Origin of the sequence: Halocynthiibacter sp. C4, from assembly GCF_028823805.1 — a bacterium.
In the GTDB taxonomy this organism is placed as follows: domain Bacteria; phylum Pseudomonadota; class Alphaproteobacteria; order Rhodobacterales; family Rhodobacteraceae; genus Falsihalocynthiibacter; species Falsihalocynthiibacter halioticoli.
This window is the reverse complement of the sequence record NZ_JAPEIE010000002.1, coordinates 529,230-554,906: the sequence shown is the minus strand read 5'-3', so window position 1 is coordinate 554,906 and position 25,677 is coordinate 529,230. Positions and strand designations below refer to the sequence as shown.

Here is a 25,677-nt window from a genome sequence, read left to right as displayed (position 1 = left end):
GATTTTTTGGGGTGTGCGTTAGAGTTTAGAAAGTACGAAATTCGATGAGAATACTGTTTTTAGGCGATGTTGTTGGCCGCTCTGGCCGCAAAGCAATCACAGAGCGGCTCAAAGGGCTGCGCGAAAAGTGGCGGTTGGATTTCGTTGTGGTTAACGGCGAGAATGCCACCTCTGGTGCGGGGCTGTCGGCGGCTCATGCGCGGGTGCTGCTTGAGGCAGGTGCGGATTGTATCACGCTTGGCGATCATGCGTTCGACCAGCGCGACATGCTCACCTATATCGAGCAGGAACCGCGCATCATCCGCCCACTCAATTTTGCCAAGGGCGCACCGGGAAAAGGTGCGCGGCTGTTTGATGGCGGGCGCGGGCGAAAGATTCTGGTTACGCAAGTTCTGGGGCAGGTCTTTATGAAGCGTGCCTTTGATGATCCATTCTCCGCGATCGAAACCGAGTTGAAACGCCATCCGCTTGGCGGGATGGCACAGGCAATTTTGGTCGATGTGCATTGCGAAGCCACCAGCGAAAAGATGGGTATGGGCCATTGGTGCGACGGTCGCGCGAGTGTTGTTGTCGGTACGCATACCCACGTTCCCACAGGTGACGCGCAGATCCTTCCAAAAGGCACCGCATTCCAAAGCGACGCGGGCATGTGCGGCGACTACAACTCTGTTATCGGTATGGAAAAGGCCGAACCGATGCGCCGCTTCATTACGGGGATGGGCAAGGGGCGGTTCACCCCCGCCACCGAAGAAGCAACGCTGTCTGGGCTGTTCGTTGAAACCGACGATCGCACGGGGCTTGCAAAAACTGTGTCTATGGTACGCGAGGGCGGAAGACTTGAGCCGTCTTCGCCCAAGTAACGGAAAAATCTCCCTGAAACGCTGCGCGATCAAACCAGCACTTGTACAACGCAATGACATTCGGCAATGATTGATCGACTAAAAGAGGCGCGGCCAAATCATGGTGCTGTTTGAAATTTCCCAGACGTGGCAAGCTATTCTTGCCCTCTGTGTTGTCGGGGTCATGTTCGTTCTGTTTCTGCGCGAGCACTATCCGACCGAAGTCGTCGCGATAGCGGGCGTTGCCACGCTGTTGGTGCTTGGAATTCTCCCCTATAACGAGGCATTGGCGGTTTTGTCGAACCCTGCGCCTTGGACCATTGCAGCGATGTTTATTGTCATGGGCGCGCTTGTGCGGACGGGGGCGCTTGAATGGTTCACCCAGATGGCCGAGAAAAACGTAGAGACAAACCCAAAGGTCTCTATTGCGCTTATGATTGCATTTGTTGTGATTGCTTCGGCCTTTGTGTCCAACACTCCGGTTGTCGTTGTGATGATCCCTGTGTTCATCCAACTCGCCAAAAAGCTCAAAGTTTCGGCATCCAAACTGCTGATCCCGCTGTCCTATGCTGCGGTCATGGGCGGCACGCTCACGTTGATCGGGACGTCGACGAACTTGCTCGTGGACGGTGTTGCGCGGGCCAATGGGTTGCCGGCCTTTACCATTTTCGAGGTTACGCCGCTGGGGATCGCAATTGTGGCGTGGGGTATGATCTACCTTCGTTTCATCGCGCCGCGCTTGCTGCCGGATCGGGATTCCATGGCGAGCTTGCTCTCGGATCGCTCCAAAAAGAAGTTCTTCTCCGAGGCTGCCATCCCGCCAGATAGCGATCTGATTGGCCGCGAGGTTTCTGGTGTGCAGCTGTTTAAGCGCGAAGGCGTGCGATTGATCGACGTCTTGCGCGGCGATGAATCCCTGCGGCGAAACATGGGCGATGTGGTGCTTCAGGTAGGGGATCGCGTTGTTTTGCGGACTGAAATGACCGAGCTTCTGTCGCTTCAGCGCAACAAATCTCTAAAGCGTGTTGACCAGCTTTCCGCCGTTGAAACCACGACGGTTGAGGTGTTGATTACACCTGACTGTAAAATCGTGGGTCGCGCGCTCGGGTCGCTGCGCCTGCGCCGTCGCTATGGTGTGTATACGCTGGCCATGCACCGCCGAAACCAGAATATCGGCCACCAGCAGCTTGAAAATCTTGTCGTCCGTGTGGGGGATACGCTCCTGCTTGAAGGCGCACCCGAGGATATTGGCCGTATGGCCAGCGATCTTGGTCTGGCTGATGTTTCGCACCCTTCCGCGCGGGCATTTCGCCGTGGTCATGCACCGGTGGCTGTTGGTGCGCTCGTGGGGATTGTCGGGCTGGCAGCCCTTGGTGTTGCGCCGATCTTCCTTCTGTCTGTTTTGGCGGTGGCGGTTGTTTTGTTGACGCGCTGTATTGATGCGGATGAGGCCTTTGGCTTTATCGATGGCCGCTTGCTGGCGCTGATCTTCTCGATGCTGGCCATTGGAGCGGCGCTCGAGTCTTCCGGCGCGGTACAACTCATCGTAGATGCGGTTTCGCCTGGGTTGGAAATGCTACCACCTTTCCTCATTGTCTGGGCGATCTACTTGCTCACGTCGGTGCTGACCGAACTCGTTTCAAACAACGCGGTTGCCGTGGTGGTGACGCCGATTGCAATCGGGCTGGCCGCAGCACTTGGCATTGATCCGCGTCCGCTGGTTGTGGCGGTGATGGTCGCGGCATCGGCAAGTTTCGCAACCCCCATCGGCTACCAAACCAATATGCTGGTCTATGGCCCGGGCGGGTACAAGTTCACCGATTTCTTGCGCGTGGGTATTCCGCTTAACCTGTCCATTGGGATACTGGCTTCGCTGCTTATTCCGCTTATCTGGCCGCTCTAAGCGCGCTATCGACGTTGCGGGGGCATCGGCCCCTTGAAGAACACGCGCGCGCTGGCCTATAAGCCACCTAACCGAGATTGAACCTAAGAGGCATACATGGCTGGCCATTCCAAATGGGCAAATATTCAGCACCGCAAAGGGCGGCAGGACGCAGCGCGCTCCAAACTGTTTAGCAAACTTTCCAAAGAGATCACCGTGGCCGCCAAAATGGGCGACCCTGATCCAGAGAAAAACCCCCGTTTGCGTATGGCCGTTAAAGAGGCCAAGTCAAACTCAGTTCCGAAAGATGTGATCGAACGCGCCATTAAAAAGTCCACTGCGGGCGAGGGCGACGATTACGAAGAAATCCGCTACGAAGGTTACGGCCCAAACGGCGTTGCCGTGATCGTCGAGGCCATGACAGATAACCGAAACCGCACTGCGTCAACCGTGCGCTCGACCTTCTCCAAGAATGGCGGCAACCTCGGTGAAACCGGTTCCGTGGGCTTCATGTTTGATCGCAAAGGTCAGGTTGTCTACGGCCCCGACGCGGGCGATGCCGACACGGTAATGATGGCCGCGATTGAAGCGGGTGCCGAAGATTGCGAAAGCACCGAAGATGGCCACACCATCATTTGCGCTGATACGGATTTGAACGCCGTTTCTACTGCGCTTGAGGCCGAGTTAGGCGAAAGCGAAAGCACCAAGCTGATCTGGCAACCAACCACCACAACCGAGCTTGATCTCGAAGGTATGCAAAAGCTGATGAAGCTGATTGATGCCCTCGAAGATGACGACGACATCCAGCGTGTCACTGCCAACTTCGAAGTGTCTGACGAGGTTATGGCGCAGCTTTAAAACGCTGTTCAGACCGGAAAATTCAAGCGCCGCGCTCATTGATAGAGCGCGGCGTTTTTGTTTGACGGTTATGACGGCGGCTGCAGCGCGCCTTTCGCGGCATCTCTAATTGCGCGTGTCAGAGGCGCTATGGCGGGAGCGATGCGGCGGTTGCATTGCCAGAACAATGGAACATCCAACGGCGTCTCAGGAATGAGCGGCACAAGTGTTCCCTTCGCCAAATGATCGCGGATCAACGGTTCTGGGTTCATGCCCCAGCCCATGCCAAGCAGCGCAGCATCAACAAACCCACGAGAGGAGGGCAGTTGATGGCTTGAAAATCGCAGGGCCCGTCCGAATTGCCGCTTGGCCCAAAGGATTTGCAGCCGGTCTTTTGTGTTGAACAAAAGCGCGGGCGCGGCCTCGAGCGCGTGTTCTGTAACGCCATCTGGGAAATAGCGGTGCAGGAAAGCGGGGCTTGCCGAGGCGATGTATCGAAAATTCCCAAGCGCCACGCAATCGCTGCCTTGAACGGGTGTTGGGTGTGCGGTTATCGCGGCCTGAACCTCACCGCGTCGTAGCCAGTCGGCGGAGTGGTCCTGATCATCCACCACAAGTTCGAAGAACAAATCATCCTGACCGGCAAGCGCAGGGAGCAACCAAGTCGAGAGGCTATCGGCGCTGGTGGCGATTTTGATATGCGAAGCGGCAGGTGCCTTGCCCAAATCCTTAGCGAGTGCGCTCTCCAGCAGGGCAATTTCCTCAGCGTGGCGATGTAGGCGCGCGCCTGTGGGCGTGGCGGTTGCGGGCGGGCCGCGCTTGATCAATGCTGCACCGATCTCTTCTTCCAACGCTTTGATCCGTTGCGAAATCGCCGAGGGGGTCACGCTCAATTCATGGGCCGCGGATTCGAATGAACCTGTGCGCAGAACGGCGGCAAGCGCCATGAGAGAACGTGTATCGGGCAAGTTAAGCATTCCTAATCTAGATCAAGAATCTTTAATTAGACTAATCAAACTGAAATGAATAGCAACAGCGGCACGTCAACACTCAGGAGCCTGATCTCTCGTGCTTTCTTCTATTCCGTTCTCCGTTGTCTTTACGGGCTTCCTCACCTCGCTCACTCTTATTATGGCGATCGGTGCGCAGAATGCGTTTGTGCTGCGCCAAGGGCTTCGGCGGGCTAATGTTTTGGCCGTCGTGCTGGTTTGCGCCTGTTCAGATGCGATCCTCGTGACGGTTGGTGTTTTTGCTTTTGAATGGGTCGAAAGCGTCTTGCCGGGTGTTTTGCCGATTTTCAAATACGGCGGCGCGGCATTTCTGTTTGTGTATGGGGCGCTTTCGTTTCGGGCGGCGTGGCGCGGCGGCGAGTCCCTAGAGACTGAAAACGGCGCAACCCAATCCACGCTCAAGGCGGTGCTGACCTGTCTCGCGCTGACGTGGACCAACCCGCATGTGTATCTTGATACAGTTGTGCTGCTTGGAAGTCTGTCCGCGCCTTATGGTGATGCGCGGTTTGCTTTCGGGTTTGGTGCGGCCTTGGCGTCTTTTGTGTTTTTCTTTGCGCTTGGATATGGCGCGCGGTTCCTTGCGCCCGTGTTTGCCAAACCTGCGGCGTGGCGCGTGCTTGAGGTGATCATCGGCATCACCATGTGGTCGATTGCGGTTAATCTGCTGCTGTTTACCGCTTGAACCTTCGCGGCGTTTGCAGTCAAGTCACCCCATGGAAACTTCCGCACCAGTCTCTCGCACTCCAACGGTACGCCCTCTTGAAGGGGTAATCTGGATGAGTGTTACGGGCCTGTGTTTTGTCGCGGTGACAGCGCTGGTGAAATACTACGGCCAGCGTATCCCCGCATCGGAAGCGGCGTTCCTCCGCTATGCTCTGGGCTTGGTGTTTTTGTTGCCGATGCTCCCCGCGATGTCGCGCGCGTGGCGAGATGGTAACCTTAGCGCTCCGGTGCTTGGCCTGTTTGGCCTGCGTGGGATGGTGCATACTTTGGGTGTGATCTTGTGGTTCTTTGCCATGACCAAGATTCCAATCGCCGAGGTGACCGCGATGAACTATATGTCGCCGGTCTATATCTCTATTGGTGCGGCGCTTTTTCTTGGAGAGCGGCTCGCGTTGCGCCGAATTACCGCGATTGTTGTGGCGCTCATCGGTGGCCTTATTATCCTGCGCCCAGGTCTGCGAGAGGTGTCGGTTGGGCATATCGCAATGATCGGCACCGCATTGTTTTTCGCCGCTAGCTATCTTGTGGCCAAGCCGCTTTCCGGCAAAGTCAGCCCCACCGTTGTTGTCGGAATGCTCTCGCTCACGGTGACAATCGGTTTGCTCCCTTTCGCCGCCGCTGTCTGGGTAACGCCAACGCTCCAAGAGCTTTTCGGCCTGTTGCTCGTTGCGGCATTTGCAACGGCGGGGCACTACTCCATGACGCTTGCTTTCCGTGCTGCGCCCATGGCCGTGACCCAGCCTGTAACCTTCCTTCAGCTCATCTGGTCGGCCCTCGTTGGGTTGGTGTTGTTCGCCGAGCCGATCGATATCTGGGTTGTGATCGGCGGCGCGCTCATCATGGCTTCGGTCAGTTTTATTGCGTGGCGCGAGATGGTGCTAAACAAACGTCGCGCCCGAGCGGATACCTAGAAAAACGCCTGAAACTTGATCCGCGTCAATTACCACCGCCGGCAGAGGGGCTAAGGTTCGTGTAACCCATAAAAGGAGAACGCGAAAGTCGAATACACCTCATGAGCTTGCTGAAGAATTCCCCGAAATGGCGGATAAAATCCATGCCCTCAAAAGCAGTGATGCCCATTTCGCGCGGCTGGCGGATGAATACCATCAGGTGAACCGCGATGTGCATCGTGCCGAGGCCAATATCGAGCCGACAGATGATTTGCACGAGCAAGAGCTGCGCAAGAAGCGCATGGCCCTGAAGGATGAAATCTTCCGGTTGCTGTCTGCCTAAAACAGCCTATGCGGCGGGGGTGTCTTCTGATGCCTCGCCGCTGTCCTCGGATGGGCCTTCGACGATCTCTTGAAACTTCTCAAAGAAGGATTCCGTCATCTTTTTGGCGAACCCGTTGATTAAGCGGTTGCCGAGTTGCGCGATCTTGCCGCCAACCTTGGCGTCAACTTCATAGGTCAGCTCGGTGCCGCCCTCGGCATCTGCGAGCGTGACGAATGCGCCACCCTTGGCAAAACCAGCCACGCCGCCTTTGCCTTCGCCAGAGATGCGATAGCTGTTGGGGGCGTCTACATCGGTGAGGGTAACTTCGCCCTTAAACGTCGCCTTTACGGGGCCGACCTTTTGTTTCACCACCGCTTGAAAGCCGTCTTCTGGCGTTCCGGTTAATTCCTGACAGCCAGAGATACAGGCTTTGAGGGTTTCGGGGTCGTTCAGATGCGCCCAGACCGTTGCGCGGTCGGCATTGATCAAACGTGTGTCGCTGAGTTCCATTTTTATTGTCCTTTGATCGCGCGCCCAGTTTTATGGGATGATTTTGTAAGGAAGCACGCCTCTGGCGTTGTGGTCAACATCCAACCGGCTTTCGAGCGGCGGCACAGAGCGTTGGTGACAGTTCGGCCGCTCGCAAATCCGGCAGGAAACCCCGATTGGTTCAAACAGTGCGGGGTTGGATTGGTCGAGGTCATCCGCATAGACCAGCGCCCCCGCATGCCGAACTTCACAGCCCAATCCGATGGCATACCGGCGTACGGGTGCTTTGAAGCTGCCTGCTGGCTTTGAGACATCCCGCGCCAAACAGAAATACCGCAACCCATCCGGCGTTTCGGCAAGCTGGCGCAGAAAGCGGCCCGGTGTTTCAAAGGCGGAGTGGACATTCCAGAGCGGGCAAGCTCCGCCAAAGCGCGCAAACTGTAGCCGCGTTGCGGAGTGTCGTTTGGTGATTGTTCCGGCCTGATCGACACGGACGAAAAAGAACGGGATACCCTTTGCGCCGGAGCGTTGCAGAGTTGAGAGGCGATGCGCGACCTGTTCGATAGACGCGCCAAACTGGCGGGCGAGCAGTTCAAGGTCATGGCGGGTTTGCATGGCCGCTGTTAGGAACCTGTCATAGGGCAAGAGCGCGGCACCTGCGAAGTAATTGGCAAGGCCGATCTTGGCGATCTGGCGGGCTTCTTCGCTATGAAAGCGGGCAAAATCGAGCGTGGCTTCTAACAGATCGTCATAAGAGAGCAGCGCGATTTGGTGCAGAAGTTGAAACCGCCGCGTCGATGGGCTCGCATGTTGCGAAAGCGTGAGTGTTTTGCTGTCTGGGTCATAGCCACGCAGCCCTGTACCATCACTTTCTTTAAGCGTGATGCCTAGGCCTTCGATATGCCGGATGGCGCGGTCCTCGACAGAAAGATGCGTGTCGCGGCTTGTGGCAAAGCTTTCGGCGGCGCGGTCAACGGCATCGATATAGTTGTCGCAATAGTGAAAGAAGTCGCGCACGGCTTCCCATGGGCTCGGCGCAACACGGCTGTCTTCGCGGCCAAGGGCTTCGTCGAGTGACGCGAGGCGTTCGTGGCTCTGGCGATAGGCGCGGTGCAGTTCCAGAAAAGCGCGGGCGAGGGCAGGGGCGTTGGAGGCGGTCAACCGCAAATCCGCAAGGGGTGGCGCGCCGTCTGCAAAGACAGGATCGGCGAAAGCTTCGCGCATATCGCTCACCATCCGCTCTGCATCCCCTGTTGAAAGCTCGGTCACATCAAAGCCGAACTCTTGGGCGAGGGCCAAAACCGCGCCTGTGCTGATCGGGCGGTTGTTGTTTTCCATCTGGTTCAGATAGGGCAGCGACACACCAAGCTTTTCAGCAAAGGCTTTTTGGGTCAGGCCAAGTCGCGTGCGGATTTCGCGCAGCTTTGCACCGGCATAGAGCTTTTGTGTTGCCATCTCGGCGAGTCCGTTCTGAGTTTGCAGATTTGCCGCGTGAGCAGCCTAGTTTGCAAACTAGGCGATTTCCTGTTCACGACGCAAGACATAGACGATCGCAGCAACCCCGAGCGCCGAGGTGGTGAACATCAGGGCAATCAACGGCGTCGCGCCACTTCCTGGTCCAAGCAGCGTTCCGGCAAAGGCCGAAAGCGCAGCGCCGCCCCCGATCATGATCGCGCCGCCAATACCAGAGGCTGTTCCGGCAAGATGCGGCCGTACAGATAGCATGCCTGCGTTGGCGTTAGGGAGAACCATGCCGTTGCCGAGCCCTACAAAGGTCATGAAGGCAAAGAAGATCTCGACTGATCCTGTGGTGAATGTGAAGATGAGTAGCGAAACGAGCATTCCGAGCGCACAGATGATGCTGCCCCAAAGGATCATTTTGTTGACGCCCACACGGCGCGAATATTTGCCCGAAACATAGTTGCCCGCGAAGTATCCAAGCGCAGGCGCGCCAAAATAGATGCCGGTGAGGTCGGGCGTGAGGTGATAGACCTCCGTCGCCACATAGGGCGCGCCGCCGAGATAGGCAAAGAAAGAGCCAGAAGCGAAGGTCGCGCAGAGTACATAGCCCCAGAACCGACGGGAGCCGAAAAGCTCGGGGTATTCGCGGAACTGCTCGCGCATGCTGCTTGAGGATTTGCGCGCCGTTTCGCCAAGGTCTCGGTAGGCAAGGAAGAAGATCAGTACGCCAAGCGCCAACATCAGAACAAAGCTAGCTTGCCAGCCGAACTGCGCATCAAGCACGCCGCCGATGGCAGGGCCAATCATTGGCACAACCGACATGCCCATGGTCAGATAGCCGATCATAGAGGCGGCTTCGTCCTGAGACACCATATCCCGCACCACCGCTCGCGACAGCACCATACCCGCCACAATCACCGCTTGCCCCATGCGGAACGCTAGGAAAATCTCAACGTTGGGCGCAAATAGGCAACCGATGGTCGCCAGAATAAAGAGGCCGATCCCCCAAAGGATCACAGGGCGGCGACCAAAGCGATCCGAGATCGGGCCAACAAATACCTGAAGCACCGCGTTAACGCCCAGATAGAGCGCAACTGAAAGCTGGATCAGGCGATAATCTGTTTCGAAATAGTCAGCCATCCCCGTCAGTGAGGGGAGAAAGATGTTCATGGCTAACGCAGAAAGACCGGCCAATAAGATCAGCGTCAGAATATGAGGGGGGGTGGTTCGGTCAAGAAACCGAACCGCAGAATCGTTGCTCATGCAACAGAATTACGGTGCGGATACCGTAAAGTCCAGAGCGGATGCATGGTGGAGGAGTTTGCAAATTCGCAATATGCAATCAAGGTTTGCGAAGTGATTTGCAAATATGCCGAAATTTGCTTTGGGAAATGCGGCGTCACGGCTAACCTGATTTCGATTTGCAAATCTTGCCCCAAAGGACGCGACGATGAAAGACGTAGACGCCCAACTCCTCGCCCGCCGTGAAGACGCCATGCTCGGAGGCGGTCAGCGCCGAATTGATGCGCAGCACGCCAAAGGTAAGTTAACCGCGCGTGAACGGGTCGAGCTTTTGCTCGACGAAGGCAGCTTTGAAGAGTTCGACATGTTCGTTGCGCATCGTTGTACCGATTTCGGCATGGAAAAATCCCGACCTGCCGGCGACGGCGTTGTTACGGGATGGGGCACAATCAACGGGCGGATGGTCTATGTATTTTCACAGGACTTTACCGTGTTCGGCGGCTCGCTGTCGGAAACCCACGCCCAGAAGATTTGCAAAATTATGGATATGGCCGTTCAGAACGGCGCGCCAGTCATTGGCATCAACGACTCCGGTGGTGCGCGCATTCAGGAAGGCGTGGCGAGTCTCGCCGGTTATGCCGAAGTGTTCCAGCGCAACATCATGGCCTCGGGCGTGGTGCCGCAGATTTCGGTGATCATGGGGCCATGTGCGGGCGGGGCGGTGTATTCGCCTGCGATGACCGACTTTATCTTCATGGTCAAAGATACCTCTTATATGTTTGTGACCGGCCCTGACGTGGTGAAGACCGTGACCAATGAGGTTGTCACCGCCGAGGAGCTTGGTGGTGCGGGGACGCACACAAAGAAATCAAGCGTTGCGGATGCGGCTTTTGAAAACGACGTGGAGGCCCTGACCGAAGTGCGCCGCCTCGTGGATTTCCTGCCGCTTAACAACCGCGAAAAACCACCGGTCCGCCCGTTTTTTGACGCGCCGGACCGGATCGACGCCAGCCTTGATACGTTGGTGCCGGACAATGCAAACACGCCCTATGACATGAAGGAACTGATCCACAAGATCGGGGACGAGGGCGATTTTTATGAAATCCAAGAGGATTTCGCGAAGAATATCATCACTGGTTTTATTCGCCTCGAAGGCTCCACCGTGGGTGTCGTGGCGAACCAGCCGATGGTTCTGGCGGGCTGCCTTGATATTGATAGCTCTCGTAAGGCGGCCCGCTTTGTACGTTTCTGTGACGCGTTTGAAATCCCGATCCTGACGCTCGTGGATGTGCCCGGCTTCTTGCCCGGCACAAGTCAGGAATACGGTGGCGTTATCAAACACGGCGCAAAGCTGCTCTTTGCTTATGGCGAGGCAACCGTGCCCAAGGTGACAGTCATCACGCGCAAGGCTTATGGCGGGGCCTATGACGTTATGGCGAGTAAGCACCTGCGCGGTGATTTCAACTATGCGTGGCCCACGGCGGAGATTGCTGTGATGGGCGCGAAAGGTGCAACCGAGATTATCCACCGCGCCGACCTTGGCGATGCCGAAAAGATTGCCGCGCATACGGCGAATTACGAGGAGCGCTTTGCCAATCCATTTGTCGCCGCCGAGCGCGGGTTTATCGACGAGGTGATTGTACCGCACAGCACCCGCAAACGAGTGGCGCGGGCCTTTGCAAGCCTGCGGAATAAATCGCTCAAGAATCCGTGGAAAAAACACGACAACATCCCGCTATAGGACAAGAGATTGCCCCGTACTTCCGCTCATAATTCCTCTGCTGTGTCGGTCACTTTGGTGCCGGTTTCGGGGCGTGTGGAGTGTATGGGATGAGTCGGCATGAATGGCATATCCGGCGCGAAAACGGCGTTTTGACCCTGTCGCGAGATGGAAACGAGCGGTTTGACATTGCCGCAGAGACCGAGTTGCCGATGATGGCGCGCGGGCGTTTGGCGCAGCAAATCCGGCAGGATATCTGGCGGGCACTGCAAGGGCTGCGCGGGTTTCGCCCGGTTGTGCGAATTCGCGAGGAGGGCGGCGCGCTCATGGTCACGGCAGGGGGGCGTTTGGACGATGCGCGCGTTGCAACGCCAGTGCATAAAGAGCGTTTGAATGCTGTTCTGAACGATCCCGCAAACCGTAGCCGCTGGCAGCGTTTCGCGCGGAGGACTGCGCATGGCTAGAGTGGCCCTTACCTGCGGTCTCTGTACGCGCGCGGCGGTTACCAAACTGGCTGTGACGCTGGGCGGATCTGCGCTTGCAGAAGCCGAGCCGCTTCGTGTTCCTTCTGGTCAAGATGTTGAATTTCTTCAGCAAATCGAAGCAGAGGGCGCGCTGGGCGGGGGCGATCCATATGGTAAGTCAACGCATTTTCGATTTGTGGCACCGTCCTTGAGCCGAGAGCAGTCTTACGACGCAGTCGCAGAAGATCTGATGTTCCTGTGCAATCGGTTCGCGATCCCACGTTTGGACGAAGCGGGATATCAGGATGGTGCGGAAGTTGTGATCTCTGTGGCCAAGGCCCCAACCGAGTTCGGCGCGCTTACGCCCGATATCCCGAAATTCTTCGAAAGCTTCTCTGTGGAGAGCGGAATCTGTCATTGGGGAGATTACTAATGGCGGTTCAACTGGAGAATGAAATAAGAGATTGCGGCCAAGAGCCGTGCAAAAACTCGCAACCCTGTGAAGTAACTGTGAAATTCGGGCTTCCATTTGTGAGATGTTGCGATAAGGTGAGGTTAAGCCGTTGTTTTACCCCTCCCGCGGGAAAGGGATGGCTGCGTGTTTCGTATTGTGAAGCGCGCTATAACAATTGGATAAGGAGACAGATATGTCGAATACAGCCAAAATCGTTGCAGCACTCGGCCTCATCGTTGTTGTTGCAGCTTGTTCTAAAGAAGAAGAAGTGGTTATTGTTGAGCCAGTGGTCGAAGAGCCAACAATGTCCAAGTACTAAGAGATCTTGCGGGCAGGGCCTTGGTTCTGCTCGCACACTGCCTGACAGGGTCGGGCACCATGGGGCCGCCACCCCTTCGGACTATCTCCGAAATTTTGGTATTTCCGCACTGAACTTCCTCTGTGTTTGCTCTAGGATCGGGCGCAAACAAGCAAGAGGGGTTTTACCATGCTAAAGCATCGCGGATTTCCGGGTCGTTTGCCCGGCACAGATTTCCAATTCACCATTCGTCGTGACAACAAAAAAGGCGCAACTGCAATCACGCAACGTGAGCGCTATGCGGATCGACGCCCTGCAGATCGACGCGCGGATGCCGGCTTCATGGCGGCGCTCTGGCATCACTTCGGCGATCAGCCGTTTGAGCGGGGCAATCTTGATGCGGGACGGTTGAGCTGGCTCTTTGGGCGCGAAGTTGTTGCCGTGGATGATCCGTTTGATCCGTGCAGCTATGAGGCGATGCTCCAGATCGACGAACAACGCGCGCGGGCGAGCTTTCCGGATGTTTTCGGTGCGGATTTTGACGATATTTTTGTCGACGAGGGAGGACGTTAGGCGTGAACCTGCTTACCCCTTCAATCTTTCGGCAGAAACCGGCTCATTCGGTGAGTCGTGCAATTTTTGGGGTATCCAGACCCGACGTCACTTGGCAGAAATTGCTTATGACAGCGCGTGTTACAGCATGTTTTGTCATGGCGCAGCTATTGCGTTACCCTTCCCCTGTCGGGCTCGGCCATCCCCAGGCTGGGCCCGCTTTTTCGCTTGATCAGAGCGGTCCTAAAAAAACTGGGCGCGTAGAAAATACGGCCCCAAAAAACAGAGGTACTTACCAATGCTTGCAAAAAAACTCGTTGTCCTTTTTGTTGCGACTGCTTTCGTCGCAGGGTGTGAAACCAACGCACAAAACGCAGGCGTCGGTGCGCTTGCAGGTGGCGCGCTCGCAAGTGCAACTGGCGGGAACGTGGTTACCGGTGCGGCCGTTGGCGCTGCTGGTGGCGCTTTGTGTAAAGACGCAAACGTCTGTAAGTAACGCTTCCGCAAACTTTTTAGAATTTTCCAATCGAGCACCATCCGCGCGCGGCGCGGGTGGTGTTTTTGCGTTTGGCCCCACGCGGATGGCCTGACGCCCAGACTTGAAGGACGTGCTATGTTTAAAAAGATCCTGATCGCGAACCGAGGCGAAATCGCCTGTCGTGTGATTAAATCCGCCCAGAAAATGGGGATTAAAACCGTCGCGGTTTATTCGGATGCGGATCGCAATGCGCTACACGTCAAAATGGCGGATGAAGCTGTTCATATCGGACCTGCGCCAGCGAACCAGTCGTATATCGTGATCGACAACATCATGCGCGCCATCAAGGAAACCGGCGCAGAGGCGGTTCATCCGGGCTATGGTTTCCTGAGCGAGAACAAGCTTTTTGCCGAGGCACTGGCCGAAGCTGGTGTTGCCTTTATCGGGCCGCCTGCTGGCGCAATTGAAAGCATGGGCGACAAGATCACCAGTAAGAAACTTGCCCAGGAGGCCGGGGTTTCGACCGTTCCGGGGTATATGGGGCTGATCGAGGATGCCGACGAGGCGGTCAAGATTTCCAACGAGGTTGGTTACCCTGTGATGATCAAGGCTTCCGCGGGTGGCGGTGGCAAGGGCATGCGGATTGCGTGGAACGATGATGAAGCGCGCGAAGGGTTCCAAAGTTCCAAGAACGAGGCGGCAAACAGTTTCGGTGATGACCGTATCTTCATTGAGAAATTCGTCACACAGCCGCGGCACATCGAAATTCAGGTACTGGCCGACGGCCACGGCAACGCGATTTACCTGAACGAGCGGGAATGCTCGATTCAGCGTCGGAACCAGAAGGTGATCGAAGAGGCGCCAAGCCCCTTCCTTGATGAAGCAACGCGCAAGGCAATGGGGGAGCAATCCGTCGCGCTTGCGGCGGCCGTTGATTACACGAGCGCGGGGACTGTTGAGTTTATCGTAGATGGGGAGCGGAACTTCTATTTCCTTGAGATGAACACTCGCCTTCAGGTGGAGCACCCAGTTACCGAGTTGATCACAGGCGTTGACCTTGTGGAGCAAATGATCCGCGTTGCCTATGGCGAGAAACTGTCAATCAAGCAGAGCGACGTGAAGCGTAACGGTTGGGCCATCGAAAGCCGCCTTTATGCCGAAGACCCTTACCGCAACTTCCTTCCGTCGATTGGCCGGCTTACACGATACCGCCCGCCCGAAGAGGTTGTGGCCGACACGCATGTGGTACGCAATGATACCGGCGTCTTTGAGGGTGGCGAGATCAGCATGTATTACGACCCTATGATCGCCAAGCTTTGCACATGGGCGCCAGATCGTGGCGCGGCGATTGAAGCGATGCGAGATGCGCTTGATGGCTTCGAAGTTGAGGGGATCGGGCATAACCTGCCGTTCCTGTCGGCGGTGATGGATCATCCGAAGTTTGTTTCGGGCGATATCACAACGGCCTTTATCGAAGAAGAATATCCTGATGGATTTCAGGGGGTTGCGCTGTCTGATGCTGATCTTCGGCGGATTGCAGCGGCGACCTGTGCGATGTACCGCGTTGCCGAAATTCGGCGCACGCGTGTGTCGGGACGGATGGACAACCACGAGCGCAAGGTCGGCACAGATTGGGTCGTGACGCTTCAAGGGGAGCGCTATGCGACGACGATCAAGGCGGACCCCGAGGGGGCGGATGTAACCTTCGAAGACGGGCACACCTTGCGCGTGGAAAGCGATTGGACACCTGGCGATAGCCTTGCGCGGTTGCGCGTAGGTGACGGGGATTTGGTGATGAAAGTCGACAAGATCACATCAGGGTTCCGCGTTCGGAGCCGTGGTGCAGACCTTGAGGTTCGGGTGCGCACGCCGCGTCAGGTCGAGTTGGCCGACCTCATGCCCGAAAAAATCGCGCCGGATACCTCCAAGCTTCTGCTTTGCCCGATGCCAGGTCTGATCGTTTCGGTCAATGTGGCTGAAGGCGACACCATCCACGAAGGGCAAGCGCTTTGCACAGTTGAGGCAATGAAGATGGAGAACATCCTGCGCGCCGAAAAGAACGGCGTAGTTGCAAAGATCAACGCTGATGCGGGCGATAGCCTTGCGGTGGATGACGTGATTATGGAGTTTGAATAGGGTGATGCCCTGTGCGTCACATACCTATTGCGGGGCAAGCGGTGAAATATCGCGCCGCTCGCGGACTTCGTCCTTGCGCAGTGGCATTTTGTCGATTGCGCGCAAAATTTCGCGGGCGGTCCACGGCGAGGGTTTGCGCTGGGCGATAGAGCCATCTTTGGCAATCAGCACCATCATAAAACCGCGTGGCCTGATGGTTTGGCGCACATCTGACTCCGCTGCTGGGTCCGTATCAAGGATCAATACAACATCACGGGCGGCGAACTCTGGCCAGTCTGCTTCGATCATCTCGACCTGCCGCTTGAAGTTGGGGTCATTCGGGCTCTCGGCCATAACAACAAGGGGACGTGCGACCCATTTGTGCTCTGCGAGCGTGGTATCCGCGCCCGCAACAGGGGCAAATTCAGAGCCGAGTTCCTGTGCTTTGAGCGCGGTGCTGACGCCGAGTAACCCTATAAAAACCAATGTGAAAAAACGCATAGATAATCCTCTGTTCCTTTTGAATATAGGGTGGGCACTGCGCCTTGCACAGAGGGGAAGCACGCGGATTTTATCTGTTATCAAACATTTGTACGCCAATCCGCCAATCCCAACGATTTTCCGGCCCCAAATTGCCTCGATGGCATTGGGCTGCATATCGATCCAGACCGCAGACTGAGAAGGACGCGACATGACAGACAAGACAGAGAAATGGTCCGAGCTTGCCACAAAGGAGCTTCGCGGTCGTGCGCTTGACGACCTAACGTGGCAGACGCCCGAGGGGATCGCGGTAAAGCCGGTTTACACCGAAGACGACACACAGTCGCTGGACCATATGGGCAGCATGCCCGGTGTTGCGCCCTTTACCCGCGGGCCGCGTGCCACGATGTATGCGGGCCGCCCTTGGACTATCCGCCAATATGCAGGCTTTTCGACCGCTGAGGAAAGCAACGCGTTTTATCGCAAGGCGCTTGATGCGGGGCAGCAGGGGGTGTCCGTGGCGTTCGATTTGGCTACGCACCGTGGCTATGACTCTGATCACGAACGGGTCGAGGGCGATGTCGGCAAGGCTGGTGTTGCGATTGACTCGGTCGAGGATATGAAAATCCTGTTCGACGGTATTCCGCTGGAAAAAATCAGCGTGTCCATGACGATGAACGGCGCGGTTATCCCGATACTTGCCAATTTTATCGTTGCGGGCGAGGAGCAGGGCGTCGATCGGAGCCTACTTTCCGGCACAATCCAGAACGACATCCTCAAGGAATTTATGGTGCGGAACACCTATATCTATCCGCCCGAACCCTCGATGCGGATTGTCAGTGACATCATTGAGTATACCTCCAAGGAAATGCCGAAATTCAATTCGATCTCGATTTCGGGCTATCACATGCAAGAGGCGGGCGCGAACCTTGTTCAGGAGCTGGCCTTCACGCTGGCGGACGGTAAGGAATACGTGAAGGCCGCACTGGCGAAGGGGCTGGATGTGGATGCTTTTGCGCCGCGGCTGTCGTTCTTCTTTGCGATCGGCATGAACTTCTTCATGGAAGCGGCCAAACTTCGGGCGGCGCGGTTCCTCTGGCACAAGATCATGTCGGAGTTTTCACCCAAGAAACCCGGCTCGCTCATGCTGCGGACCCACTGCCAGACCTCGGGCGTGTCGCTGCAGGAGCAGGATCCATATAACAACGTGGTGCGCACAGCCTATGAGGCGATGAGCGCGGTGCTGGGCGGGACACAATCGCTGCACACCAATTCCTTTGACGAAGCCATCGCGTTACCAACCGATTTCTCCTCCCGCATTGCGCGGAATACGCAGTTGATTTTGCAAAATGAAACCGGCGTGACCAATGTGGTCGACCCTCTGGCTGGGTCATATTATGTTGAGAAACTCACGGCCGATTTGGCTGACGAAGCGTGGAAGCTCATCGAGGAAATCGACGAAATGGGCGGCATGACCAAAGCAGTGGCTACGGGCATGCCAAAGCTGCGGATCGAGGAAGCCGCGGCGCGACGTCAGGCGGCTGTGGATCGTGGCGACGAAGTGATTGTCGGCGTAAACAAGTTCCGTCTCGAGAAAGAAGACGAGATCGACATTCTGGACGTAGACAACGTGGCTGTGCGCGAAGCACAGGTCGCGCGCCTTGCCGAAATTCGCGAGAGCCGCGATGCAGCGGCCACAGAGGCCGCGCTTGCCGCGCTTCAAAAGGGAGCGGAAAGCGGCGAAGGCAACTTGCTCGCGCTGGCCGTTGAGGCAGCCCGCGCCCGTGCAACCGTAGGAGAGATTTCGATGGCGATGGAAAAGGCATTCGGACGGCACCGCGCAGAAGTAAAGACCTTGGCGGGTGTCTATGGCGCGGCCTATGAGGGCGACGAGGGCTTTGGCGCGATCCAGAAATCGGTTGAGGACTTTGCCGAGGAAACAGGGCGTCGTCCACGGATGCTTGTGGTTAAAATGGGACAGGACGGCCATGACCGTGGCGCCAAGGTGATCGCAACGGCCTTTGCCGATATCGGCTTTGATGTGGATGTTGGCCCGCTGTTCCAAACGCCGGAAGAAGCCGCGCAGGATGCGGTTGATAATGACGTGCACATCGTCGGCATCAGCAGTCAGGCCGCAGGGCACAAAACGCTTGCGCCTAAGCTGGTTGAGGCGCTGAAGGCCCAAGGCGCAGAAGATATCATTGTGATTTGCGGTGGGGTTATTCCACAGCAAGATTATGATTTTCTTTACAAATCTGGCGTGAAGGCGATATTCGGACCTGGTACAAATATACCCGAGGCGGCACAGGATATCCTGCGTTTGATCCGTTCGAAATAAACAAAAAAGCTGCGCAAAGAGGGGGTGCCTTTTGCGCGGCTCTTGGGTAGCCTTCGCAGGAAAACTGCAAAGAGGCCCCGCATGACATCGCTTGAAATTGACCATTTCGCCATTGCCGCCGAAACATTGGCCGAAGGCGTTGAATATGTGCAGGACACGCTTGGCGTGACGCTGTCCGATGTCGGGCATCATGCGAAAATGGGTACGCACAATCGGCTGCTCTCGCTTGGTCCGTCTGTCTATCTTGAAGTGATTGCAATTGACCCAGAGGCCAAGCCGCCAATGTTTCCGCGCTGGTTTGATCTTGACCATTTTCGCGGTGCGCCGCGCCTCACCAACTGGATTTGCCGCACAACGAACCTCCCCGCAGCGCTTGAGCTTGGACCGGAAGGAAGCGGAGAGCCTATGGAGTTTGTGCGGGGAAATTTTCACTGGCACATGGGCGTTCCGGCCAATGGAGTTCTACCATATGGTGGTGCGTTTCCTGCGATGATTTCATGGCATGGCGATGCGCATCCTTGCGCGCGGCTTGAGGATCAGGAGTGTCGGCTTGAGGCGCTCACACTTGGCCATCCAGAAGCTCCAAACCTCGCAGCAACGCTTGCGGCCTATCACATTACGCCCGAGGTCCAGATCGAAACCAGTGGTCGCCCCAAGTTGCGCCTTGAGGTGCAGACACCAAGCGGCACAAAGGTGCTTGCATGATCCGCGCGGCCGAAAGTGCGGATTTACCCGCCGTTCTCGAGATTTGGAACCACGCGATCCGCGAGACGATCACAACATTCAATTCGCGAGAAAAAACGTTAAAGGAAGTTCAGGAAACTCTCGCTCAGAAGCAGGCAGATGATATGCCGTTTCTTGTGGCCGAGGCCGATGGAGAGATCGTTGGATTTGCCACGTATGGCCAATTTCGAGGCGGCGTTGGCTACCGGTTTTCCGTGGAGCACAGCATTTTCTTGAGTGATGCCGCCAAGGGCAAAGGGCTGGGGCGCGCGCTTTTGGCTGAACTAGAGGGCATCGCCAAGAGCCGTGGTATGCATTCAATGATTGCCGGAATTTCAGGCGAAAACAGTGCCGCCATCGCATTTCACGCGCGCCTTGGGTATCGAGACGTTGCACGGGTTCCGGAAGTGGGCCATAAGTTTGGGCGCTGGTTCAACCTCGTATTGATGCAGAAAATGCTCTAAGCCGTTTATTTTTACCGATTTTAAGATAAAGTTTATTTATGTCTCTTTGGTCCAGAATTTCAGATGCCATTGCGGCGCTGCGAAGTGGTGAGAGCCTGTCACAGGTGTTTGACCGCCTCAGCGCGCCGCCGGAACGTTCGGTTGCCTTTACGATTGCCGTAATTGCGCTTGGGGCCAAGATGGCCAAGGCTGACGGGATGGTTACGCGCGATGAGGTTTCGGCCTTTCGCGAGGTGTTCCACATTCCTCCAGAAGAAGAGGCCAACGCCGCGCGGGTTTTTAATATGGCCCGTACCGATATTGCCGGATTTGACGATTACGCCCGCAAGATTGCCAAGATGCTGGGGCCGGATAATCCGATTAAGAATGACCTGCTGGAAGGGCTGTTTTATATTGCAGTTGCCGATGGCGAGTATCACCCGAACGAGAACGAGTTTTTGGCCAAGGTCGCGGAAATTCTTGGCATAGGTGAGCGGCAATTTAACAGCGTGAGAGCGCGGTTCGTGCCGGATGCTGCGCCTGATCCATATGAAATTCTTGGTGTGCCCCATGACGCGCCGATTGAGGACGTGCGTGCAGCGTGGCGCAAAGCTGTTCGCGAGAGCCACCCAGACCGAATGATTGCGCGTGGCGTACCGAAGGAAGCGATAAAGCTCGCCGAGAAACGGCTTGTTGCCGTAAATCGTGCATGGGAAGAAATCCAGAAGGACGCGGCCTGATGCGCCTCGCGACCTATAACGTCGAGTGGTTCAACTTCCTTTTTGATAAGCAAAACAAACCCTTGTTCGACGATGCCCCGTCCAAGCGGTATCAGACATCACGCGGAGAGCAGCTTGCCGCAATCGGCGCCGTATTTCAGGCGCTTGATGCAGATGCGGTGCTGATTATCGAGGCGCCGGATACTGCGAAGACCCGCTCTACCGTCACGGCGCTCGAGGCTTTCGCCGCCGATAACAAACTCAGGGCAAACCGCGCGGTTGTGGGCTTTCGCAATGAAACGCAGCAGCAAATTGCCTTGCTCTATGATCCGACAAAACTCTCTGCGGTTCATGATCCGCAAGGCAGCGCCGCAGACGTACCCAGTTTTGACGGGCTTTATCACATTGACCTTGATGTGGATGGCGCGGGCGATGCGGTTCGCTTTTCAAAGCCGCCGCTTGAGATCGCGCTTGAGACCAGCGCGGGGCGTAAGCTGCGGCTGATCGGGGTCCATGCGAAATCGAAGGCGCCGTATGGAGCCAAGAACAAGGACGAAGAAACCCGCATTTCCATCGAAAATCGACGCAAGCAATTGGCCCAATGTATTTGGGTGCGGCAGCGGGTAGAGGGTCATCTGGCAAAGGGCGAAGATGTGGTCGTTCTGGGCGATTTCAACGACGGTCCGGGGCTTGACGAATACGAACGTTTGTTTGGCCGTTCCGGGGTTGAGATTGTGCTGGGAGAAGAGGGCGAGGATTGCCTTTATGATCCGCATGCGCGTATGGGGCAAACGCGGCGATTTGGCGGGCTTCCAACAACATCGCGGTTCTATATTTCGCGCGAGAAGCGCTTTCTCGGGGCGTTGTTGGATTACATCATGGTGTCGGAAAAACTGCGACCGTTGGCACGGAACTGGCGGATTTGGCACCCGTTCGAAGATCCGCAAATCTACAAGACTCCGCTCCTGCGCGAAGCGCTTCTGACGGCGTCGGATCACTTTCCCGTCACGCTGGATATTGACATTTAACTTCTAGAATCGTGCCGATTTTGCTAGGTGTCGGCTATGAAACGCTTTGCTCTTGCCCTTGTTTCTTCTGTTTGCGTGGCGCTTGCTGCGCCTGTTGCTATGGCGCAGGACGAGCAAATGGAAGAGGGCGCTGACCTTGTTGAACGCGGCATGCGGCTGTTGTTTGAGGGGTTAATGGAAGAGATCAAACCTAACCTTAACGAGATGATGGATTTGGGCGAAGAGATCGCGCCGAAGGTTCAAGCGTTGATTGACCTGATGGGGAATGCCGAAGATTACGAAGCGCCCGAAATCCTGCCCAATGGCGATATCCTGATCCGTAAGAAGCGCGATTTGAAAGAGGGCGAGATTGAGCTTTAGCTGCTCATCAAATTCTTCTTCCCGCCTTTGATTTTCACCACGGTCTCTGCGTTTAGCGACGCGGCGAGGGATTTGAAACGGGCTTCTGCAACCTCTCCGAAAAGGTCGCGCGCCGGTTTGGCGAGACGAAGTTCAAGGACGCGTTTCTTGGAATAAAACTTGAGGCTGGCCATCGTATCCGGCGACTTCACAGAGAACATGGCGCCAAACCGCATTGCCTTCCCGAGGATTTCGGCCTGCAAGATTTGTTTTTCGGTCAGCATGTCGAACAGAGGCTCAAAACGCGAACCAGATCGCGAATTCTTGTAGCGGTGAAGCAGGGCGACGCCGAGGAAAACGCGCTCGCGATGTTTCAATCCGCCGAGGTTTGCGCGCGTAGCGTTGTCAAAACAAACTTCGGCACGGAAATCAGGGTGCGCGCGCCAGCTTACATCGTGGAGCAAGCAGGCTGCCTTCACGAGGCGTAAGTCTTCTTCCTTAGCAGAGCTAAAGAGCGGCAGGACAAACTCGTAAAGCCCTTTGCCAAACCCGGGGAGCCGCGCATCCTTGGCTTCGGCAAAACGGCAGGCTTCGATCAACGGGTCGCGGTGGCGAAGGCACTCTGGCATTTGCTCATAGAGCATACCCTCGCGGATCCCGTAGCTCGAAATCGCGATTTCTTTGGGTTTGAACGTCCGCAGAAGCTGCTTCAAAACGAGACATGCCAGCGGCACAAGCGACATCCGAGCCTCGGAGGTTCCGGTGCGGGCGCGCAACTCTTCAAGATCGTTCTCGGCGATCCACTTTGCCGTGTTGAGAACAGATTTCGGCGTCATCCTGTATTCGTGCAATACTGTGAGCGGATAGCCCCGCCGCTCCATATCAAGCCGCGCAATCGCCCGCCAAGAGCCGCCCACGAGGAACAGGCGCTTGTCGGTGCTGGGCATTTCTTTGTGAAGCCCCTCGATCACCTCTTTGATATGCGCGGTGCGGGCTTTCTTGGTTTTGATCGCCTTGAGTTTGAGCGGGCCGAGGCCAGAGGTCACGCAGTGGCCAACCTTGCCGCCGGATAGCTCTGCCAACTCCATCGAAGAGCCGCCGATATCGCAGACCAGCCCCTTTGCACCTGGCCAGCCAAGCAGAACTCCCTGCGCGGAAAGCCGTGCTTCTTCTTCGCCGTCGATAACAAATAGGCGGAGGCCAGTCTCCCGAGCTATCTCCTCCCGAAACTCAGGTCCGTCCTCCGCCTCTCGCACCGCGGCCGTGGCGACGGCTGTAAGCGGCGCGATGTTCATCCCCGCGGCCAAAAGCTGAAAGCGCTTGATCGCCGCGAGAGCACGCTTGCGCCCTTTGGGGTTCAGGCGGCCCGTTTCACCAAGGCCAGCCCCAAGGGCACACATGATCTTCTCATTATAAAAATAAGCCGGACTACGGGCGGCACCGTCAAAAATAACGAGACGGACAGAGTTTGAACCCACATCCACAACCCCGACACGGCCAAGAGCGCGTGATGCGGGATCGTTGAAAAGCGGTCGTCCGAATGGGCCCCAGATACTTTCGGCCAGATCGGCGTCGCTCATGCCTGTCTCCTTCAATTCAGAACGAACTTTGCCGTGCAAAGCACGCGTCTGTCAATCTTTGGAATGTGCCAATTCAGGAACATCTGCTGCACCGGCCTTACCGCGGCCAGAAAGCGAGGGGTTTTCCATGAAGAACCTGTGGCAATTGAACACAAAGTCGTCCTCGCGCGCTTCGGGGCGCTTGTATGTCCCGTCTGGCGAGAGAATCCAGCTTTGGGCGCAGTCAGCCATATTGGCGGCCATGATCTGGCTGGTGATCTGGGCTTTCACCGTTGGGTTGGTGATTTTGACCAGTGTTTCCACGCGGCGATTCAGGTTTCGGCCCATCCAGTCGGCAGATGAAATATAGACCGAGGCTTTTTTATTGGGCAGGGCGTGGCCATTGCCAAAGCAAACGATACGCGAATGTTCGAGGAACCGTCCGACGATGGACTTTACGCGGATGTTTTCCGATAGCCCCTTGATGCCTGGCCGCAACCCGCAAATGCCGCGCACGACGAGGTTGATTTTCACCCCTGCCTGACTGGCGGCATAAAGCGCGTCGATGACATCGGGTTCAACCAACGCATTCATTTTCGCCCAGATTTCGGCGGGCTTCCCTGCGTTGGCAAATTCGGCCTCGCGGGCGATATTCTCAATCAGTGTCGATTTGAGAGTGAGCGGAGAGATAGAGAGGTTTTCAAGCCCTTCTGGCTGCGCATACCCCGAGAGGTAATTGAACACTTTGGTTGCATCACTTCCAAGCGCCCGGTCGCAAGTAAAGAACGACAGGTCGGTGTAAATTCGTGCGGTGATCGGGTGATAGTTACCGGTGCCATAGTGGGTGTAGGTCACGAGTTGATCACCCTCGCGGCGCACGACGGTCGAGATTTTGGCATGGGTTTTATAATTGATAAACCCGTACACAACATGAGCGCCCGCGCGTTCAAGGTGGCGCGACTGGCGAATGTTTGCGGCCTCATCAAAGCGGGCTTTGAGCTCGACCAGCGCGGTGACGGATTTGCCCATTTCCGCTGCTTCGCAGAGCGCCGATACAATCGGGGACTCGCGGCTTGTACGGTAGAGCGTTTGCTTGATCGCAACCACATCGGGGTCGCGCGCGGCCTGATCGAGGAACCGCACCACCATGTCGAAGGTTTCGTAAGGATGGTGCAGCAGCATATCTTTCTGGCGGATCGCGGCGAACATATCGCCGTCGTGGTCCTGGACCCGTTCGGGCACACGCGATGTGAAGCTGGGCCAGAGCAGGTCTCGGCGCTCATCAATCACAAGTTCCTTGAGGTCGGAAACACCTAGCAAACCCTTTATTTCAACGACTTCTTCGTCGGTGACGTGAAGCTCGTCCATAATCAGGCTGCGTAGGGATTTGGGGGCGTCGGCGGAAATCTTGAGCCGCACCACTTCGCCACGGCGGCGGCGTTTGAGCGCCACCTCGAATTCGCGCACGAGGTCTTCGGCTTCGTCCTCGACCTCGAGATCGCTGTCGCGCAATACGCGAAAGGCACAGCTTCCTTTGGCTTTGTACCCAGGGAAGAGGCTGTCGAGGTGCAGAAGCAAGAGTTCTTCGAGTGGGAGGAACCGATGGGTGCCTTCATTGCTTGGCAGGGGCACGAAACGGTCGATCTGGTGTGGGATCGGCAAGAGAGCGCAAAGCTGTTTCTTACTTGATTTGCCCTCAAGTTGCAGCGCGAGTGAGAAGCCTGTGTTCGGGATGAAGGGGAAGGGATGCGCCGGATCAATCGCAAGAGGCGAGAGGACGGGGAACACCTGTGTAAGGAAAAAGCTTTTGAGGAACTTTTTGTCTTCGCTCGAAAGCGCATCGCCTGTCAGGAGTGTTATTCCTTCGGCATCCATTTCTTTGGCGAGTTGATCCCATGTTTCCTGTTGCCGCTCAAGGAGGGCACGGGCGTCGCGGTGGATCAAGACCAATTGTTCGGCGGGTGTCAGGCCATCGGCGGCCGGGGTTGTGTTACCCGCTTGTGCAAGTTCACGCAGGCCCGCCACACGGACAGTATAAAACTCATCGAGGTTGGTCGCAGAAATAGACAAGAACCGCAGGCGCTCCAAAAGCGGCACACGCGGGTTTGTGGCCTCTTCCAGCACGCGCCAGTTAAAGGCCAGCCACGAAATCTCGCGGTTGAAGAAGCGTTTAGGGCCAGCAAACTCCTGTGGATCAAGTTCCTCAGGAGTGGCAAAGGGGGCGGTAAGGAAGTCTGTTTCAAACATAAGGGCGGCATAATCTACGATT

General features: G+C 56.4%; 26 protein-coding genes. 19 read left to right on the top strand and 7 right to left on the bottom strand.

Going from position 1 to position 25,677, the window contains the following annotated elements:
* Positions 1-44 precede the first annotated feature (44 nt).
* The 3 genes from OU789_RS09790 to OU789_RS09780 all read left to right on the top strand — a co-directional run bounded on the left by OU789_RS09790 (position 45) and on the right by OU789_RS09780 (position 3,579).
* Positions 45-860 (top strand): TIGR00282 family metallophosphoesterase, encoded by an 816-nt coding sequence (locus OU789_RS09790; RefSeq protein WP_274655400.1) that lies wholly within the window; start codon positions 45-47, stop codon positions 858-860.
* A gap of 100 nt (positions 861-960) precedes the next feature.
* Positions 961-2,742, top strand: coding sequence for an SLC13 family permease (locus OU789_RS09785; RefSeq protein WP_274655398.1), 1,782 nt, complete (start codon positions 961-963; stop codon positions 2,740-2,742).
* 96 nt (positions 2,743-2,838) lie between these two features.
* Positions 2,839-3,579 (top strand): YebC/PmpR family DNA-binding transcriptional regulator, encoded by a 741-nt coding sequence (locus OU789_RS09780; RefSeq protein WP_263952603.1) that lies wholly within the window; start codon positions 2,839-2,841, stop codon positions 3,577-3,579.
* A gap of 68 nt (positions 3,580-3,647) precedes the next feature.
* Here OU789_RS09780 and OU789_RS09775 read toward each other — a convergent pair whose 3' ends face one another.
* Positions 3,648-4,535 carry a LysR family transcriptional regulator ArgP gene (locus tag OU789_RS09775; protein ID WP_274655395.1) on the bottom strand — a complete coding sequence of 296 codons (888 nt, stop codon included), beginning with the start codon at positions 4,533-4,535 and terminating at the stop codon, positions 3,648-3,650.
* A gap of 154 nt (positions 4,536-4,689) precedes the next feature.
* Here OU789_RS09775 and OU789_RS09770 point away from each other — a divergent pair, with 154 nt between their 5' ends.
* The 3 genes from OU789_RS09770 to OU789_RS09760 all read left to right on the top strand — a co-directional run bounded on the left by OU789_RS09770 (position 4,690) and on the right by OU789_RS09760 (position 6,524).
* Complete coding sequence (locus OU789_RS09770) at positions 4,690-5,250, top strand: LysE/ArgO family amino acid transporter (RefSeq protein ID WP_263953279.1); 561 nt, start codon at positions 4,690-4,692, stop codon at positions 5,248-5,250.
* Between the two features lie 94 nt (positions 5,251-5,344).
* Positions 5,345-6,202, top strand: coding sequence for a DMT family transporter (locus OU789_RS09765; RefSeq protein ID WP_274655393.1), 858 nt, complete (start codon positions 5,345-5,347; stop codon positions 6,200-6,202).
* A gap of 127 nt (positions 6,203-6,329) precedes the next feature.
* Positions 6,330-6,524 carry a YdcH family protein gene (locus OU789_RS09760; RefSeq protein ID WP_274655391.1) on the top strand — a complete coding sequence of 65 codons (195 nt, stop codon included), beginning with the start codon at positions 6,330-6,332 and terminating at the stop codon, positions 6,522-6,524.
* A gap of 6 nt (positions 6,525-6,530) precedes the next feature.
* Here the strand turns inward: OU789_RS09760 and OU789_RS09755 are convergent, their stop codons facing one another.
* The 3 genes from OU789_RS09755 to OU789_RS09745 are packed head-to-tail and all read right to left on the bottom strand — an operon-like array spanning position 6,531 to position 9,719.
* Complete coding sequence (locus tag OU789_RS09755; protein ID WP_263952607.1) at positions 6,531-7,016, bottom strand: CoxG family protein; 486 nt, start codon at positions 7,014-7,016, stop codon at positions 6,531-6,533.
* 30 nt (positions 7,017-7,046) lie between these two features.
* Positions 7,047-8,450: a helix-turn-helix domain-containing protein gene (locus OU789_RS09750; RefSeq protein ID WP_274655389.1), complete on the bottom strand. Its 1,404-nt coding sequence runs from the start codon at positions 8,448-8,450 to the stop codon at positions 7,047-7,049.
* 57 nt (positions 8,451-8,507) lie between these two features.
* A complete protein-coding gene (locus tag OU789_RS09745; protein WP_274655387.1) occupies positions 8,508-9,719 on the bottom strand; it encodes a multidrug effflux MFS transporter in 1,212 nt (403 codons plus the stop codon).
* A 187-nt stretch (positions 9,720-9,906) separates the two neighbouring features.
* Between OU789_RS09745 and OU789_RS09740 the strand changes: the two genes are divergently transcribed.
* From OU789_RS09740 to OU789_RS09710, 7 genes are all read left to right on the top strand, one after another.
* Complete coding sequence (locus OU789_RS09740) at positions 9,907-11,439, top strand: acyl-CoA carboxylase subunit beta (protein WP_274655385.1); 1,533 nt, start codon at positions 9,907-9,909, stop codon at positions 11,437-11,439.
* 89 nt (positions 11,440-11,528) lie between these two features.
* Positions 11,529-11,882, top strand: coding sequence for a hypothetical protein (locus OU789_RS09735; RefSeq protein ID WP_274655383.1), 354 nt, complete (start codon positions 11,529-11,531; stop codon positions 11,880-11,882).
* Positions 11,875-12,315 carry a DUF6497 family protein gene (locus OU789_RS09730; protein ID WP_263952612.1) on the top strand — a complete coding sequence of 147 codons (441 nt, stop codon included), beginning with the start codon at positions 11,875-11,877 and terminating at the stop codon, positions 12,313-12,315. The genes OU789_RS09735 and OU789_RS09730 overlap by 8 nt, the downstream gene beginning before the upstream one ends.
* A gap of 214 nt (positions 12,316-12,529) precedes the next feature.
* Positions 12,530-12,655, top strand: coding sequence for a hypothetical protein (locus OU789_RS09725; protein WP_263952613.1), 126 nt, complete (start codon positions 12,530-12,532; stop codon positions 12,653-12,655).
* Positions 12,656-12,823: 168 nt separating this feature from the next.
* The gene (locus tag OU789_RS09720) at positions 12,824-13,207 is read left to right on the top strand and encodes a hypothetical protein (protein ID WP_263952614.1); all 384 of its coding nucleotides are present in this window, start codon (positions 12,824-12,826) and stop codon (positions 13,205-13,207) included.
* 277 nt (positions 13,208-13,484) lie between these two features.
* Positions 13,485-13,682 (top strand): hypothetical protein, encoded by a 198-nt coding sequence (locus OU789_RS09715; protein ID WP_263952615.1) that lies wholly within the window; start codon positions 13,485-13,487, stop codon positions 13,680-13,682.
* Between the two features lie 117 nt (positions 13,683-13,799).
* A complete protein-coding gene (locus OU789_RS09710) occupies positions 13,800-15,800 on the top strand; it encodes an acetyl-CoA carboxylase biotin carboxylase subunit (RefSeq protein ID WP_274655379.1) in 2,001 nt (666 codons plus the stop codon).
* A 24-nt stretch (positions 15,801-15,824) separates the two neighbouring features.
* Here the strand turns inward: OU789_RS09710 and OU789_RS09705 are convergent, their stop codons facing one another.
* Positions 15,825-16,280 (bottom strand): DUF4174 domain-containing protein, encoded by a 456-nt coding sequence (locus OU789_RS09705; RefSeq protein WP_274655377.1) that lies wholly within the window; start codon positions 16,278-16,280, stop codon positions 15,825-15,827.
* Positions 16,281-16,470: 190 nt separating this feature from the next.
* Between OU789_RS09705 and scpA the strand changes: the two genes are divergently transcribed.
* From scpA to OU789_RS09675, 6 genes are all read left to right on the top strand, one after another.
* Positions 16,471-18,597, top strand: a complete 2,127-nt coding sequence (gene scpA, locus OU789_RS09700) for a methylmalonyl-CoA mutase (protein WP_274655375.1) — start codon at positions 16,471-16,473, stop codon at positions 18,595-18,597.
* A gap of 81 nt (positions 18,598-18,678) precedes the next feature.
* Positions 18,679-19,302, top strand: coding sequence for a VOC family protein (locus OU789_RS09695; RefSeq protein ID WP_274655374.1), 624 nt, complete (start codon positions 18,679-18,681; stop codon positions 19,300-19,302).
* Positions 19,299-19,784, top strand: a complete 486-nt coding sequence (locus OU789_RS09690; RefSeq protein WP_274655373.1) for a GNAT family N-acetyltransferase — start codon at positions 19,299-19,301, stop codon at positions 19,782-19,784. The genes OU789_RS09695 and OU789_RS09690 overlap by 4 nt, the downstream gene beginning before the upstream one ends.
* Positions 19,785-19,822: 38 nt before the next feature.
* Positions 19,823-20,503 carry a molecular chaperone DjiA gene (locus tag OU789_RS09685; protein ID WP_274655372.1) on the top strand — a complete coding sequence of 227 codons (681 nt, stop codon included), beginning with the start codon at positions 19,823-19,825 and terminating at the stop codon, positions 20,501-20,503.
* Complete coding sequence (locus tag OU789_RS09680; protein WP_274655371.1) at positions 20,503-21,510, top strand: endonuclease/exonuclease/phosphatase family protein; 1,008 nt, start codon at positions 20,503-20,505, stop codon at positions 21,508-21,510. The genes OU789_RS09685 and OU789_RS09680 overlap by 1 nt, the downstream gene beginning before the upstream one ends.
* Before the next feature lie 36 nt (positions 21,511-21,546).
* Positions 21,547-21,870 (top strand): hypothetical protein, encoded by a 324-nt coding sequence (locus OU789_RS09675; RefSeq protein WP_274655370.1) that lies wholly within the window; start codon positions 21,547-21,549, stop codon positions 21,868-21,870.
* Here the strand turns inward: OU789_RS09675 and OU789_RS09670 are convergent.
* Together OU789_RS09670 and OU789_RS09665 are read right to left on the bottom strand one after the other, a co-directional pair.
* Complete coding sequence (locus OU789_RS09670) at positions 21,867-23,429, bottom strand: Ppx/GppA family phosphatase (RefSeq protein WP_274655369.1); 1,563 nt, start codon at positions 23,427-23,429, stop codon at positions 21,867-21,869. The two genes, OU789_RS09675 and OU789_RS09670, sit on opposite strands and share 4 nt — an antisense overlap.
* Positions 23,430-23,480: 51 nt before the next feature.
* The gene (locus OU789_RS09665; RefSeq protein ID WP_274655368.1) at positions 23,481-25,655 is read right to left on the bottom strand and encodes an RNA degradosome polyphosphate kinase; all 2,175 of its coding nucleotides are present in this window, start codon (positions 25,653-25,655) and stop codon (positions 23,481-23,483) included.
* Positions 25,656-25,677 lie beyond the last annotated feature (22 nt).